The 13,054-nt window shown below is 70.5% G+C and carries 12 protein-coding genes and 2 pseudogenes; 7 read left to right on the plus strand and 7 right to left on the minus strand.

Annotation, left to right across the window (positions count from 1 at the left end):
- Window positions 1-526: 526 nt before the first annotated feature.
- A complete protein-coding gene (locus tag IO36_RS23500; protein WP_037622868.1) occupies window positions 527-763 on the minus strand; it encodes a hypothetical protein in 237 nt (78 codons plus the stop codon).
- Between the two features lie 557 nt (window positions 764-1,320).
- On the opposite strand from IO36_RS23500, the pseudogene IO36_RS44745 reads away from it, so the two are divergent.
- Window positions 1,321-1,658 (plus strand): annotated as a pseudogene (locus tag IO36_RS44745) (GTP-binding protein); the annotation flags it as partial.
- On the opposite strand, the pseudogene IO36_RS44750 reads toward IO36_RS44745, so the two are convergent.
- The 3 genes and pseudogenes from IO36_RS44750 to tap form a co-directional block, all read right to left on the minus strand.
- Window positions 1,594-1,869: pseudogene (locus tag IO36_RS44750) on the minus strand (DNA topoisomerase IV); the annotation flags it as partial. The pseudogenes IO36_RS44745 and IO36_RS44750 overlap by 65 nt on opposite strands.
- Window positions 1,870-1,878: 9 nt before the next feature.
- A complete protein-coding gene (tpg, locus tag IO36_RS23505; RefSeq protein WP_037622748.1) occupies window positions 1,879-2,436 on the minus strand; it encodes a telomere-protecting terminal protein Tpg in 558 nt (185 codons plus the stop codon).
- An 11-nt stretch (window positions 2,437-2,447) separates the two neighbouring features.
- Complete coding sequence (gene tap, locus IO36_RS23510) at window positions 2,448-4,673, minus strand: telomere-associated protein Tap (RefSeq protein WP_037622749.1); 2,226 nt, start codon at window positions 4,671-4,673, stop codon at window positions 2,448-2,450.
- A 245-nt stretch (window positions 4,674-4,918) separates the two neighbouring features.
- On the opposite strand from tap, the gene IO36_RS23515 reads away from it, so the two are divergent.
- The 5 genes from IO36_RS23515 to IO36_RS23535 all read left to right on the plus strand — a co-directional run bounded on the left by IO36_RS23515 (window position 4,919) and on the right by IO36_RS23535 (window position 9,687).
- Entirely contained in the window at window positions 4,919-5,845 is a 927-nt protein-coding gene (locus IO36_RS23515; protein WP_051900857.1) for an ankyrin repeat domain-containing protein, read from the plus strand.
- Window positions 5,846-5,862: 17 nt separating this feature from the next.
- Window positions 5,863-8,310 carry a DEAD/DEAH box helicase gene (locus tag IO36_RS23520; RefSeq protein ID WP_037622751.1) on the plus strand — a complete coding sequence of 816 codons (2,448 nt, stop codon included), beginning with the start codon at window positions 5,863-5,865 and terminating at the stop codon, window positions 8,308-8,310.
- A gap of 63 nt (window positions 8,311-8,373) precedes the next feature.
- Window positions 8,374-8,631, plus strand: a complete 258-nt coding sequence (locus tag IO36_RS23525) for a toxin-antitoxin system HicB family antitoxin (protein ID WP_037622752.1) — start codon at window positions 8,374-8,376, stop codon at window positions 8,629-8,631.
- Window positions 8,628-8,879, plus strand: a complete 252-nt coding sequence (locus IO36_RS23530; RefSeq protein WP_037622754.1) for a hypothetical protein — start codon at window positions 8,628-8,630, stop codon at window positions 8,877-8,879. The genes IO36_RS23525 and IO36_RS23530 overlap by 4 nt, the downstream gene beginning before the upstream one ends.
- Before the next feature lie 133 nt (window positions 8,880-9,012).
- Window positions 9,013-9,687: a hypothetical protein gene (locus tag IO36_RS23535; RefSeq protein ID WP_037622755.1), complete on the plus strand. Its 675-nt coding sequence runs from the start codon at window positions 9,013-9,015 to the stop codon at window positions 9,685-9,687.
- Between the two features lie 198 nt (window positions 9,688-9,885).
- Here the strand turns inward: IO36_RS23535 and IO36_RS23540 are convergent, their stop codons facing one another.
- Together IO36_RS23540 and IO36_RS46910 are read right to left on the minus strand one after the other, a co-directional pair.
- Window positions 9,886-10,782, minus strand: coding sequence for a helix-turn-helix domain-containing protein (locus tag IO36_RS23540; protein WP_037622756.1), 897 nt, complete (start codon window positions 10,780-10,782; stop codon window positions 9,886-9,888).
- A 1-nt stretch (window position 10,783) separates the two neighbouring features.
- The gene (locus IO36_RS46910; RefSeq protein ID WP_037622758.1) at window positions 10,784-11,047 is read right to left on the minus strand and encodes a hypothetical protein; all 264 of its coding nucleotides are present in this window, start codon (window positions 11,045-11,047) and stop codon (window positions 10,784-10,786) included.
- Window positions 11,048-11,566: 519 nt separating this feature from the next.
- Between IO36_RS46910 and IO36_RS23550 the strand changes: the two genes are divergently transcribed.
- Window positions 11,567-12,082, plus strand: coding sequence for a hypothetical protein (locus tag IO36_RS23550; protein ID WP_037622759.1), 516 nt, complete (start codon window positions 11,567-11,569; stop codon window positions 12,080-12,082).
- A gap of 24 nt (window positions 12,083-12,106) precedes the next feature.
- Here the strand turns inward: IO36_RS23550 and IO36_RS43255 are convergent, their stop codons facing one another.
- On the minus strand, window positions 12,107-13,048 hold the full coding sequence (locus IO36_RS43255; RefSeq protein WP_051900858.1) for a helix-turn-helix domain-containing protein: 942 nt from the start codon (window positions 13,046-13,048) through the stop codon (window positions 12,107-12,109).
- Window positions 13,049-13,054: the final 6 nt, after the last annotated feature.

Below are 13,054 nucleotides of genomic sequence, written 5' to 3' on the forward strand. Positions count from 1 at the left end.
CGTCCGGTCCGGGAGCAACGGCTCGATCCGCGCCCACTGCGCGTCAGTTAACGGCACACCCGGACCAACGATCCGATGATCTAAACGAAACGGCCTAGGTCGTACGTCATGCCGAGTGCGATCAAGATCACGCAAGGCCATACGTAGCCGGGTTGAACGTGGCCGGCGGCGAGTGCCAGGCCGCTTCCGCCGGTTGTGGCGCCGATTGCCGAGGCCCAGCCGGACCGCGGCACGGGGACGCTGAAGCTGATATGGCGCGCTGCGCCTTCTGCATCCGATTCGGTGACCGCGGGACCTTGTGTCGCTCGACGTCGCTGTTGGCGGTGTGTAGCTTCGGAATTGGTCAAGGGTTCCTCCCTCCTGTTCACGCATGTGGTGGTGGGGCTGGTGACTGCGACGGGGGCTCTGGAGGCGCGTCCGGCCGGCAAGCAAGGACCGTGATTCCAGGGCCCCTTCGTCGAGTGAAGCAGGCAGCCTTATGGTGCTGATGGGGCGGCTGCAAAAGCAGATCTGCCCGGTGACCGTTTCACTGCTCGGGAATGTCCCTCTTGGCGCGCAGGAGTGTCTCTCTGCTGATGATTACGATGCGCTCGTAATCCGCGCGTGCCGCGTGGGGAGGGAGCTGCTTGTCGAGTGCCGCTGTCGCTTCTGTGTCGATAACGGCGAAATTTCCGTCGCTCAGCTCGAAGATATCGGGGCGTGTGCCGTCCGGCAGGCTGCCTCGTTCGCGTGGAGATGCGCCGATACGACGCATGATCTTCAACTGGATCCCGGTCCTCAGGTTTAGACGGTGCAAACCATGGCACCTTATCCCGATTCGGGACATAGTCTACTTGCTGCGCGAATATCTATACCGAGGCGATCTCGTGCAGTTGAGGATTTTGCCTCGCCAGGGCAGCGCTATGGAAGCGAACTGAGCGACCAGAGGCGCAAGTGGGGCGAGTTGCTAGTCCGACTGCGTGCGACTGGCCGATGGCCGCCATTCCTCTGAATCTGTGGATCGCCGATAAGTCTTTCCACTCTTCGGCCCGTTCATGCTTTCTGCGACGCTGTTTGGGTTCACGCAGGCGTTGTTCCTTGAACCGGCGCTGCTGGGCGACCAGGACCGCGAGGATCCCTACCGCGAACGCGAGCCCTGCCGTCGCGGCAGAACCCAGCGTCCGCACCCCTTGGTTCTGTGTGGCCATGTCAACCCCCGAATCAGGCGACCGTCCGGCCGGCCGTCGGTTGTGGCGCGACAGGGAGCTGAGCGCCGGTCCCGTGAGCCGGTGCGCGCACCGGTTCAGAGAGGGCGCATGGTGAGTCGGTCTCGCCAGCTTCCTGGGTTCCGGCAAGACCACACTGCTCAACCACCTCCTGCACCGCAGTGGTGGCAGCCGTATCGGGGCCGTGGTCAACGACTCAGCGCGATCGAGATTGATCAATACCTGGACCGGCTGGCTCGGCCCTCCGCACGCATCGACGTCATCGTCATCGAGGCCAGCGGACTCGCCGAGCCCCAGGAACTCGTACGCATGGTGCTCGCCAGCGAGCATCCGGGGATCGTCTACGGAGGGCTCGTCGAGGTCGTCGACGCCGCCGAGTTCGCGAGCACCCGCGAGAAGCACCCCGAGATCGACCGGCACCTCGCCCTCGCCGATCTCGTCGTCGCTGGTCGAAGGGCGTCAGCTTTGCAGTGGTCTGGACGGAGTCGTCCAGCGTCCCCCGTGAACCCGCCACCGGGAAGACCACCAGGTCCTCCTCGCCGGTGCGCAGCTCGACGGCGCCGACGATGCGGTCGCCGTCCTTGAAGGTGATGACCTCCAACTGCTCCTTGTTCGAGGGGTAGTTGGGCACCACTATCTGCCCCGCTGCCCGATGACTAGAGAGACCTGCGGTCTACAGCTCGAACCGGAGGTCGACGAGGTCGGTGAGGTGGACTTCGAGGCCGTGGGCGCGGCGGCCGTTGTCGCGGAAGTAGACCTCGCCGAGTGCTTCGGCGGCGATCTGGCGCAGGTCGTCCTCGTCGGTGCCGTCCTGCTGGGCTTGGAGGAGGCGGGCGGCGTGGTGGGGAGGGAGGGGGAGGGTGAGGTGGCGTACGCGGGACTGGTCGGTGCTGCCGCCGGCGGCGGTGTAGCCGAACCGGCCCTGGACGTCGATCATGATGCCGTTCGTGGTGGCCGCGGCCTGCCGGGCCCGGGCGCGGATCTGTGGCTGCCAGCGGGCGAGGACCTCGGCCCCCAGCCGGTCGGCGAGCTGCGGGCGCGGCTTTTTGATCTGGTTGTTCACGTACCGCTCGACGGTGCGCTGGCTGATGCCGAGGAGTTCGGCCACCTGCCGGGTGCTGTGCTGGTGCTGTCGGACCAGGTAACGCATTTGCGCCCCGGCGGATTTGGGCAGCGGCCGTGTGAAGGCGCCCTGGACTGCCCGGTCGAGTTCTTCCGCGACGGTGACCATGCCGTCCCCCTCTATTTCCCGGTGTCCGGGCTGTCGGCCCGGCCGGTCTTGATGTAGCGGGCGAGGTTGGCGATGTGGCCGTCTGCGCCGAGTTCCTCGGACTTCTTCGCCCCCCACAGCACGCTCTGGGTGCCCTCGTGCTTGACCATCCCCGGCGAGACACCGAGGCGGAAGCTGCCCGCGACGGTCTTGCCGTCGGCTCCGTAGGGCAGGACGTCCAGCGGGCTGGGTCCGTCGGCGGCGTACACGGCGCAGTCGGAGAGGACCGCGATGGGGTAGCGGCCGGTGGCCGCGGCGAGGTTGAGCATCTTGCGGTGCATGTTGATGCGGGCGCGGGAGATGACGGCGGCGCGGATGTCGGGGCGCCAGGTCGGGCGGGCCAGCGCGGGCCAGGCGTGGCCCGGCTTCCAGCCTCCGCCGCGCGCCTTCTCCTGCAATTTGCCGATGCCGCCCTTGACCGTCATCTTCACCGCGTCCAGCACCAGGGCCAGTTCCGGATCGCGCTGCTTGTAGCAGTCCATCGCCTGAAGGAATTCGCGTGGGCCCAGTTTCTCGCCCACGCCGAGATCGGCCATGGTGGCGACGTAGGCGTCGCGCAGCCGCTTGTACCAGCCGTCCAGGTAGCGGCCGCTCTCCGGGCGCAGCCAGCCCTCCACCGGGGCCACGTCGTAGCCGAGCTCGACGGCGTAGGCGACGGTCGGGGTGGCGTACCAGGCCGGGCCCGTGGGGCGTTCCCCACTCGGCGTGAACGCGCTGGGCAGCAGGTCGCCGTCGAGGTCGCGCCACTGCTTGCCGATCTTCACCCGGGACGGGTCGACGTGGGAGAGGTCGACCAGCCAGGAGCCGGGCACCGCCGGATCGAACGCCGGACGCACGACGTGCACCGGGGGAGTGGCCAGGCCGACGACCGCGCCGTTGGCGGCCGCGCCGAACGCCAGGTTCACGTCGATGCCGACCAGGAAGTGCTGCATGCACTCGGCGTCCGTCATCTCCCGCGCCCAGTCGTAGGCCTCCTCCATCAGCTTCTCGCCGGGCCCGCGGACGTGGAAGCGGGGCAGGTCCGCGAGGACGGGGTGTCCGTCGGTCGCCTCGCAGGGCGCCGGATCCAGGGCTTCGGTTCCCAGCGATCCGGGCCGCAGTTCGCGGTGCCGCTTGCCGGCGGCGTCGGGCTCGCTCGCGCGGGTCGGCGGGTTGAGCGCCGTCATCAGGTGAAGCCCCGTCACCGCGGTGGTGCCCACCGGGGTGACGACCCGCTGCGCGTACACGCCCAGCACCCGCGCGAGCTCCGCCGGACCAAGCTGCGCGGCATGGCCCCAGGCACGGTCGTCGAGGGCGTGCCAGGAGGGGATGCACAGCTGCACGCAGCTGCGGCGGCCTCCCTGCGCGGGGCGGTAGATCCGCGCCCACGGCCCGAGCCCCCGCTTGGTGAGCTGCCACTCGGCGCGCTCGAGCTGGCCCAGCACCTTGTGCCCCTCCGGGAGCCGCCCGGCCAGCCTTGCCGCCTCCGGCAGCTGGGCGGGCAGACCGTAGCGCTCACACGCCGAGGTCGTGAGGACCAGCAGCGGGTCGGCGTCCCTGCCCGAACCGTGCAACCGCTCCGCCCCCAACTGCGCCTCGCTCAAAGCCCACTCGACCAGCGCGGGCAGAGACTTGGCGGGCACGTCCAGGAGCAGACCCCCGACGCCGTAACCGGTCACCTGCCCGTCCGCATCGGCGTCCAGGACCAGCAGCGGCCCGTGCCCGTGCTGCCCGTGCGCGGGCCCGGCACTAGGCGTGCGGGCAGCGGCCTTCGACGCGCCCGGACGGCGCGAGGCCGGACTGGACGCTGAGGCAGGCGCCGGGGCGGCGTCCTCGGCCTCGGAGGCCGGAACGGGGAAGTGGGCGGGAGCGGGCGTGGCTGTCGCCTTCGCGCCTGCGGGTCGCGGTCCCGTCGTGTCGGACGCCTCCGGTGCGGGGGCTTCGGGCTGCGGGGCTGCGATGGGAGCGGTGGTCTCCATGGCCGGGTAGAGGAGGGCGAGTTGGGCGAGCATGCGCGCGTACGCCTCGCGCTGCGGAGGCCTCGGCTCGGCCTTGCCCGACTCCCAGCCGCCGATCGTCGCCCGCCGGACATCGAGGGCCGCGGCCACCTCGTCCAGGGTCAGGGCGTGCGCTTGGCGCAGACGCCTGCGTTCGGCCGGCGGCGGCAGGGGGGAGCGGGACGCGATCAGCGCGTCGACCGCGTCGAAGAGCTCGGACATGGAACACCTCCGATGCCAACCCTACCCCATCAACCGTACATTGACCGTACGGATAGCGTGCTTTTCGCGTACGGATGATGTTCGGGGTGATAAGGTCCGGTTGCGGAGCCTGGATGGTGTGCCAGCGGCCTGGAGCGACGTGTGTTCGTGGCCGTTGTGCTGGTGCCGGGTGAGAGCGTGACGAAGCAGTGCGAAAGTCGTGCGGTGTTCTTCGAGGGGGATCGGTGGCGGCAGGCTGGGACGGGATGGGCTGGGACTGGACGGATGCCGACGACATCCGTCGGCGCCTCGACGATGGCGCCGATCCGGAGAGTTGGAGCGGGGGCCGGCCCTTGCACCGGGCAGCGGCGTTCGGCTCCCCGGAGGCCGTCGCGGAGCTGGCCCGCAGGGTCGGGGATGTGGACGCGCTGGAGAACGGGGTGACGGCCCTGTGGGAAGCCGTCATGTCCAGGAAGCCGGAAAACGCGCGAGCGCTCGCCGCCGCCGGTGCCGATCCCTGGCGGCCCTTGCTCGGCGGCTGGTCACCGGGGCGGCTGAGCCTGGCCGGACCGACACCGGAGCTGTTCGCGGCACCGCAAGGGGTGTCCCTGACCCTGACCGAGCGTGCGGCAGCGCAGGAGGCCGACCGCCTCACCGCGGCGCTGGGTGACTTCTACTACGACGGCACGGGCCTGGCCTGTGTGGCCGGCATCGACGCGGCCGAGGCGGTGAGCCGTCTTCAGGCGGCGCCGGTGGACGGCGAACTCATCGACGGGCTGCTGGAAGACCCCTACGCGTACGACATGGACGAGAGCCTGCAGATCATCGGCGTGACGTCCGTGCCGGGCGGCTGCGTCGTCACCCAGCCCTGGGGTTATGCGCCGCAGATGCCGGGCGTGCTGGCCCGCTTGTCCGCCGGCACGATCTGCTACGGCCTCTACGCCAATCCCAAGAGCGGCAACCAGGGCAGCATCGCCCGTCACGGAACGCTCGAAGGCTGGGACCTGCACCCCGGCGGGGAACCGCACGAGAACGACACGTCCGGGCAGGTGTTGGCCGCGTACCTCTACCAGGACAACGCCGTCGCCTACGCCTGCGCCTTCGCAGGCCTGCGCCTGGACGACAGACGCGCCGTGGCCGGACCTGCCGATGTGTGGGTCGAACTGCCCCGCCGCGGCTACTGGAATCACTGACTCGGAGAACAGCTGTCATGACTGCGGTGGAACTACCGCGCCCCGGCCGCCCCGGGCGCGCCCGGCTTTTCCCCGATCAGGCCGAGGCCGTCTCACGGCTGGCGCGTCACCTGCGGCGGCCCGGAACGCGCGCCCTGTACGTGTCGGCTACGGGCACCGGCAAGACGCTGGTCTCGATCCGGCTGGCGGACGAACTCGACGCACGCCTCGTCCTGTTCGTCGTGCCCACCCTCGACCTGGCCGCGCAGACCGCGCTGGCCTGGCGCCGCGACGGGCACCTCGAGCACATGGTGATCGTCTCCTCCATGGACGTGGAAGGCCGCAGCGACCTGGTCGCCGCGCACGTCATGTCGGCCACCGACCCGCGCACCCTGGCCGCGTTGATGTCCGTGGTCGGCGACGAGAAGGACCAGATCCCCGCGCTGACGGTGATCTGCACCTACGACTCCCTGGACAAGATCGAGAAGACCCGCAAGACCCGCTATGAGGTTCCGGCGTTCGACCTCGCGGTCATGGACGAGGCCCACCGCATCGCCGGGCGCGCGGACAAGAAGTGGTCCCGTATCAACGACGCGAAGCGCATCCACGCCGACCGCCGCCTCTACATGACCGCCACCCCCCGTAGCTTCCTCGCCCCGGAGCTGGCGGAGTCCGCCGACACCAGCCGCCCGCGCCGCCGCCGCGACACTGCCGAAGCCGACGTGGACGCCTTCGCCAACTCCATGGACAACGAGCAGGTCTACGGCAAAAAGATCTTCGAATATCCGCTCGCGCAGGCGGTGGAGGACGGACGCGCCGCGGACTACCGCATCGTGGTGCCCACCCTGACCGACGCCGACCTGCGCCGCCGCCTGAACCTGCCCGCCCCAGGCACCGCGGGCACCGGGGTCGGCACCGGTGCCGACGAGGAGGAGGACGACGGTGCGCTGCGCACCACCGCCCTGCACCTGTCCGTCCTGCGCGCCATGACCGAGCACAACCTGAAGAAGGTGCTGGTCTACTTCAACCTGGTCGCCGACGCCCGCCGCTTCGCCCGCGAACTCCCGCACACCCTGCGCCTGCTGGCCCGGACCGACCCGGCGCTTGTCCCCGGCCTCACCCCGCAACTGTTCTTCGCCCACGGCGAGCACACCCCCGCCCAGCGCGGCGACATCTTCACCGGCTTCGCGGCTGCCGACTGCGCGATCCTGGCGAACTCCCGCCTGATCGCCGAGGGCGTCGACATCCCCAGCGTCGATGCGGTCGTCTTCGCCGACCCCACCCGCAGCGTCGTGCGCTGCGCCCAGGCTCTTGGCCGCGCGCTGCGCCTGGACGTCTCCGGCAAGACCGCTTCCCTGATTGTCCCCGTCTACATCCCGCCCAGCGCCGACAGCGAGAACATCCTGGGCACCGCCTACGAGCCGGTGTGGGCGATCGCCACCGCGCTGGCCGGCCACGACCACCGCATCATGGAGCGGCTGCCGGACAAGGCCAACCGCCTGCCCCGCGAGACCAGCCAGGTCATCGCGCGCCGCTGGAGTTTCGACTTCACCGTCCACCCCGAGCGCATCGCCCAGGCCATGGACCTGGTCTCCTTCGACCCCTGCGACCGGCCCGTCTCCCGCTCCCGCCGCCTTGGCCTGGCAGCCGCCCAGAACTACCGCGCCGAAATGGGCCACCTCGACGTCCCCGCCGACTACACCGACCCCACCGGCTACACCCTCGGCACCTTCATCACCACCATGCGCGACGCGGCGAAAGCCGGTCTCCTCGAAGCCCGATGGACCGGCGAGCTCGACGCGCTCGGCATGATCTGGGACAAGCACGACGCCGCCTGGCGCGCCCGCCTCACCGCGGCCGCCGACTACCACCGCGCCCACGGCCACCTCGCCGCCCCCGCCACCACCCCCGTCGGCGCCTGGCTCGCCGAACAACGCCACCTCGCCGCCCACGACCGGCTCGACGCGGCCCGCGCCGACGCCCTCACCGCGCTCGCCCCCGACTGGCGCTTGCCCCACGGCGCGGACTGGCACCGCAAATACCACCTGCTACGCGCCCACCTCGCCACCGGCGCCGACCCGACCGCCCTCACCCCGGACACCGTCCTGGCCGCGGTGAAGATCGGCTCCTGGCTCCGGCGCCAGCTCACCACCTGGCCCGCCCTCGCCCCCGGCCAGCAGCAGCTGATGGCCGCCCTCGGCCTCACTCCTCAGACCAACCCGATCGCCCCCGCCCGCCGCACCCGCCGCACCTTCGAGCAGAGCGTCCAGATCCTGGAACTCTTCCTCCACCGCGAGGGCCGCGCCCCCACGTCCCGCGAGACCATCCGCGTCGACGGCGAAACCGTCCAGCTCGGCGCCTGGCTCGCCAAAACCCGCTTCAAACACGGCGGCGGCCGGCTCCCCGAAGCTCACGCCCGCCTGGTCGCCGCGCTGTTCGACGGCGACTGGACGACCGAGGGCGCCGTCCCGGCCGCCATGGCTTAGGCAGCCCTTGTCGCTCGACAGACTCCCTTCCCTGTCTGCTAGCAAATCGCTAACATCGCTGCTATGGGAATCGCACAGCTCAACACTCGTGTCGCCCAAGAGCTGGCCGACAAGGTGCGCGCCTCGGCGCAGCGCGCCGGGATGTCCCTCAACGACTACGTCACCGGCGTCCTCGAAGCCGACCAGGCCGCCGCGGACGGACCCGACGATCTACGGGAAGCCCGCGCGCGCATGCACGCCCGCGTCGCCTACCAGAAGTGGATCGCCAACGGCCGGTCCGAAACCGGTTCCATGACCATGGACGAGGTCTTCGGCGCGTGACGGCCATCCCCGCCCGGTTTGCCGCGCATGTCGGCGAGACCATCAAGAACCTGCCCGGCCCGGCCAAGGAAGAGCTCCACGACGCGGTGGTCCGTGCGTGCACCGACCCCTGGTCGTGGCCGCAGGCCGACAAGGACGACGGCATGGACGAGTCGGTGCGCGTCATCACGACCCGCAACGCCATCGTCCACTACGTGATCATCCCCGGTCCCGACCCCCACCTGTGGGTCTTCGCTATCACGGTCTGATGCGCACGGACGCGACGAGACCGGCCGACAGTTCGACCGCTCCAGGAGGATCCGGCAGCGCAGACCGGCACCCAGCGGCTGAACGAACCACATTTGTCTGGCTCGCGTGGGCGCCGCCCCATAGCCTCGGGGAATGAGCGAGAGCGAGGGGCAAGCACGGTTCTTCGTGCAGACGTGGGCCGAGGCGGTGCTGCGGCAGGCTGCTCGGGCGCGAACCATCCGGCACACAGCTGAGCAGAACAGTCGGGATTATGACCTGATGGAGGACTGGAGTCCACCGCTGTACCTGCTGGTGGAGAACTTCCGGACTCAGTGGGCTGAGGAGCATCAGCTTTTGTGGGCTGCCCATCAGCTGGAACGCTGGGACGCTCGGCTGCGCCGAGAGCGCGGACAGGAGCCGCGTCCACAAGATGCGTTCCTCAAGACGGTGCGTGATGCACTGGAGCATCTGGACGAGGTCGACTTCGAGGACGGGCAGGCCGTCGCACCGCCCGCTCCGACCAAGAGGGCCGAGCGCATCGGCCGCGCCGTGCGGGACCTGCCGGGAGGCGTTCTCGACCTCGGACTCGGTCCGGAGAGTTTGGTCGGCGGCATCTCTGCGCAGGCGATCGAAGCACGCGCACTTGAAGCGGTGCGGGCGGTCGAGGGAGAACTGGCTGCGGAACAACTCGAGGAACACGCCGCGTATCTGCGGGCCACTGAGAACGATCCGGCCATGAGGCAAGTGCTCGAAGACATCGCCGACGCCTACGACCATCCCGAACTCGTAACCCGGCTGGACCCGGATGGGACTGGCAGCACGGACTGAGCCGCCCACGTGCCCTTCCTGGCCGGGCGAGGTGGACGGCACAGCTGAATGTGCCGTCCACACCGAGCGGCCAACGCCCCGTCCGTGGCGCGTTGCTGCGAAGGCGGCAGCGATCCTCTGCTGCTGGTACCCGCCCGGAGCTACGGCATGGGGTGGCGGAGGTGCTGCGCCCGGACCCTGCGCTGCGAGGTGGCGGTGTCAGGCCGGGTCGCTGCGGTCGTTGTAAGCGCGCAGCACCTCGCGCAGGTCGACATGCTTCAGGGCGGGCTGCTGGGCCGCTGCCTCGGCTTCCCAGGCGGCGAGTTCCGCTTCGTCCCACCACTGGGATTCGGGCGCGGGGGAGTTGAGGTAGCCGAGGCCGAGGAGCTCGTAGTCGTCCGGTTCCTTCAGATATCCGGTCTTCCGTTTGATCTCCTCGTTGCGGTCCATGCGCGCGAGCGCACCGTCGGCGCCTTCGCACGAGGTGAAGGCAGGCGGCTCATCGCGTACGACGGGGGGTGGCGGCTGTCCCCAGGCGCGCCGTGCGGGGGCGTCGGCGAAGAGACGGCGATGGGTGTCCAGCCAGTGACGCCTGCTGGCGGCGGGTACGGGCAGCGCTTCCATGAAGGCGGTGAACAGCTCCTCTGTGGGAGGTATCTGTCGGTGCAGGACCAGGTGGAGGGTCGAGTGGGGCAGCCGCGTCCGGCCGTCCGGGGCGCGGCCCGCAACCTTCTCGAGCTGCTGCAGTGGCGGATACCCGCCCTCGATCCGCATGAAGATCATCGACTCGACGAACTCGCGCGGTGAGGTGACCAGCTTCGGGCCCAGCTTCTGCACGCCGGGCAGGACCTCCTCCACCTTCGCGTCGTACCAGGCCTGTGCCATGCCGTCCTTCTTGCGGCCGCAGGCGCGGGTGATGGCCTTCACCGTCTCCAGCGGGGGCACTGTCTTTCCTGCGAGGGCGCGGCGTACGACGCTCTCCGAGACCTTGCCGTCCTTGGCGAGCGTCTCAAAGGTCTTGCCCGAGGCGTCCTTGGCGTCGCGCAGGCGCTGGACGAGAGCCCGCAGTTCGGGGGGCGTGCTGGCAGGGATGGGGCTGAGCGGTCGGCCGGCCACCTTAGAGCGCCCTGCCGAACGCGCGGCGCCCGTCCAGGCGCCGCCCCGGCCGGGCACGCGCGAGTCGGCTGGCGGCCGCGGCCGCCAGCACCCCGAGCGTCGCGGGCACTTCGTGGCCGGTCGCGGCCAGCGCGGTGACGGCCAGAACGACGATGACGATGACGACGGCGTCACCGGCCGGGAGACGGTCGGCGAGCGGGTACGCGACACCGCACTCGGCGGCCACCGCACCGGCCGTGGCCAGGCGGGCGGAGAAGACGAACATGGTGCTCCTCGAACTGATGATGCAACAGATGTAGCTAGCCGCGCGGCCGTTGCGGGCGAGGCGCCCGCGGGGCTCGGCGAGGCCTCGATCGTGGCACCTGACAGGCCCGGCGGGCCAGGCCGATCAAACGCATTCCGACACTTGTGTCCACACGGACGTACCGTCGTCGCGCGAGCCCTTCATCTCGCATCACCGCAGCTCAGCGCGGTGCGAGCGCGGCATTCCGTCTCTTTATCCAATTTCGCAGGCTCGAAGCGGCAGCACCGCACGGCACACCCAGTCCGGGCCCCGGCCGCCCGCCCGCCGCTCCGTGACCCCGGCAGGACCACCGTCGTTGTCCTTCCTGGTGCCGCCCCCCTGTTCGCGCTGTGACGGTGCCCGGCTGAGTGCCGCGTCAGCCCACGACTGATGTGGACAGGTAGGTCCCAGACGCGCCGCGTCGCTCACAGCGCCCCGCCCGTGTGGCCACGCCACCCGTCAGGCGCCGGATCGTGGGACGGCCGTAAGGACGGCACGGCCATGACCTCCACCCACCCGCGCAAGCGACCGCAGCGGCGCAGCGACATCCCCTGCGGCCCGCAGCAGGACGCAGGCCTGCAGCAGATCCGTGATGCCCTGCCGCCCGCGCCCGCACCCTGTACGGCCGCGCCCTCCCCGTGCCCGGTGGGAGAGGAAGTGCCACCGCAGCTGCTGGCGCTGGTGAGCCACCACTGCCGCCGCATCAACGCCTACCTCGCCCGCGCCCAGCACCTGCATGGCGCCAGCATGAGCGAGTGGCAGCGCCTGGTCCTGTACGCCCTGACCGACGCCCTCGCCCACAACCACCTCCTGGTCGGCACCCTCGCCGCCTACCTCCAGCGCCAGGATCTCGACGCTGACCTGCTGCGCCGCTACCTGCAGTCCCCCGACCCCGACCGCTACATCACCCGTGAGGCCGTCCAGCACCTGGACGGCCTCACCAGCGCCGTGCCGGAAGAGCCGGCCGAGCCGGTCTGGATGGCAGTCGGCCGGCACGTCGCCCGCGACGGCAGCTGACCGCCGGACTGGGCGTTCCTCCCGCTACCGCGCCAGATGTTCGGTCCAAGACGGGGAAGCCTGGATGCTGTCGACCAGCGGCCGGGTGGTGCGAAGAGCGGGAATGCGGGCGGGCGCGGCAAGTTCGGGCGGGTATCGGCGCTGGAAGATCTCGGAGGAGGGGATGAGGGACTCGTCGTCGTCGAAGAGCAGGCGGGAGGAGAAGGAGATGGCATCGACGCCTGCGGGCAGGGCGGCGCCGTTGCGCCGGAGGTGTTGAGCTACAGCATGGGTGAGGCCGATGGTGAGGGCGGCCTCGACGTCGAGGGCGGGCAGGAAGTCGAGCAGGTTCCTGAACCGGGGGCTGGTTTTGTCGGTGTAGTGGGTCAGCCGCGGTGGGGGCGTAGGGGTTACGCGTACGCCCCGGACGGCGGTGAAGAGGCTGTAAGCCTCGGCGTACAGCCGCTGCTCGGCCGGGCGGACACCGCAAGCGGTCAGGAACGTCACGAGCTGCTCAAGACTGGCGGGCAGGCCCATGCGGTGCACGATCCGCCAGGCAGTGGTGGGCGGCAGCGGCGGCCGGTGCGGAACCAGGCGGCTGAGCTCACGCAGGGAGGGTGCGCCGGCCCGCTCGTACACCGCGGCCAGCGCGGCGCCGAGGTCGTCCTCGGTGTGGATGAGCGCGGGCTTCGGCGCGTCGAGAGAGCGAAGCCGCCCGCGCAGCGCGGTGCGGCCGCGATTGCGCAGCAGCCGGGCCCGGGTCTTGTCGGGCGCACTGGCCCGGCATGCTCGCAGGTAGGCGTCGAGAACGGCGGGAGAGGGCGCCGCAGCGCCGGACTCGGCGCGCTGGACGGTGCCACGGCAGATGCTGGCGGCCTCGGCCAGGGCGCGCTGGGTCAGCCGAGCGGCCCGGCGCAGGCAGACAAGGTGCTCGGCGAGGGCCGCGAAAGGGCCGTCCGGGGTGACGGCGGGGCAGGAACGGGTCACGGCTTC

This window comes from Streptomyces aureus (genome assembly GCF_000725495.1).
GTDB classification, from domain to species: Bacteria; Actinomycetota; Actinomycetes; order Streptomycetales; family Streptomycetaceae; genus Streptomyces; species Streptomyces aureus_B.

Excerpts from the sequence above, each read along its gene's own strand:
- IO36_RS23525 (WP_037622752.1), top strand. The coding sequence starts at position 8,374 with ATGGGAATCGCACAGCTCAACACTCGTGTCGCCCAAGAGCTGGCCGAC.
- IO36_RS46910 (WP_037622758.1), bottom strand. The coding sequence starts at position 11,047 with ATGTTCGTCTTCTCCGCCCGCCTGGCCACGGCCGGTGCGGTGGCCGCC.
- IO36_RS23535 (WP_037622755.1), top strand. The coding sequence starts at position 9,013 with ATGAGCGAGAGCGAGGGGCAAGCACGGTTCTTCGTGCAGACGTGGGCC.
- IO36_RS23550 (WP_037622759.1), top strand. The coding sequence starts at position 11,567 with ATGACCTCCACCCACCCGCGCAAGCGACCGCAGCGGCGCAGCGACATC.
- tap (WP_037622749.1), bottom strand. The coding sequence starts at position 4,673 with ATGTCCGAGCTCTTCGACGCGGTCGACGCGCTGATCGCGTCCCGCTCC.
- IO36_RS23520 (WP_037622751.1), top strand. The coding sequence starts at position 5,863 with ATGACTGCGGTGGAACTACCGCGCCCCGGCCGCCCCGGGCGCGCCCGG.
- IO36_RS23515 (WP_051900857.1), top strand. The coding sequence starts at position 4,919 with ATGGGCTGGGACTGGACGGATGCCGACGACATCCGTCGGCGCCTCGAC.
- tpg (WP_037622748.1), bottom strand. The coding sequence starts at position 2,436 with ATGGTCACCGTCGCGGAAGAACTCGACCGGGCAGTCCAGGGCGCCTTC.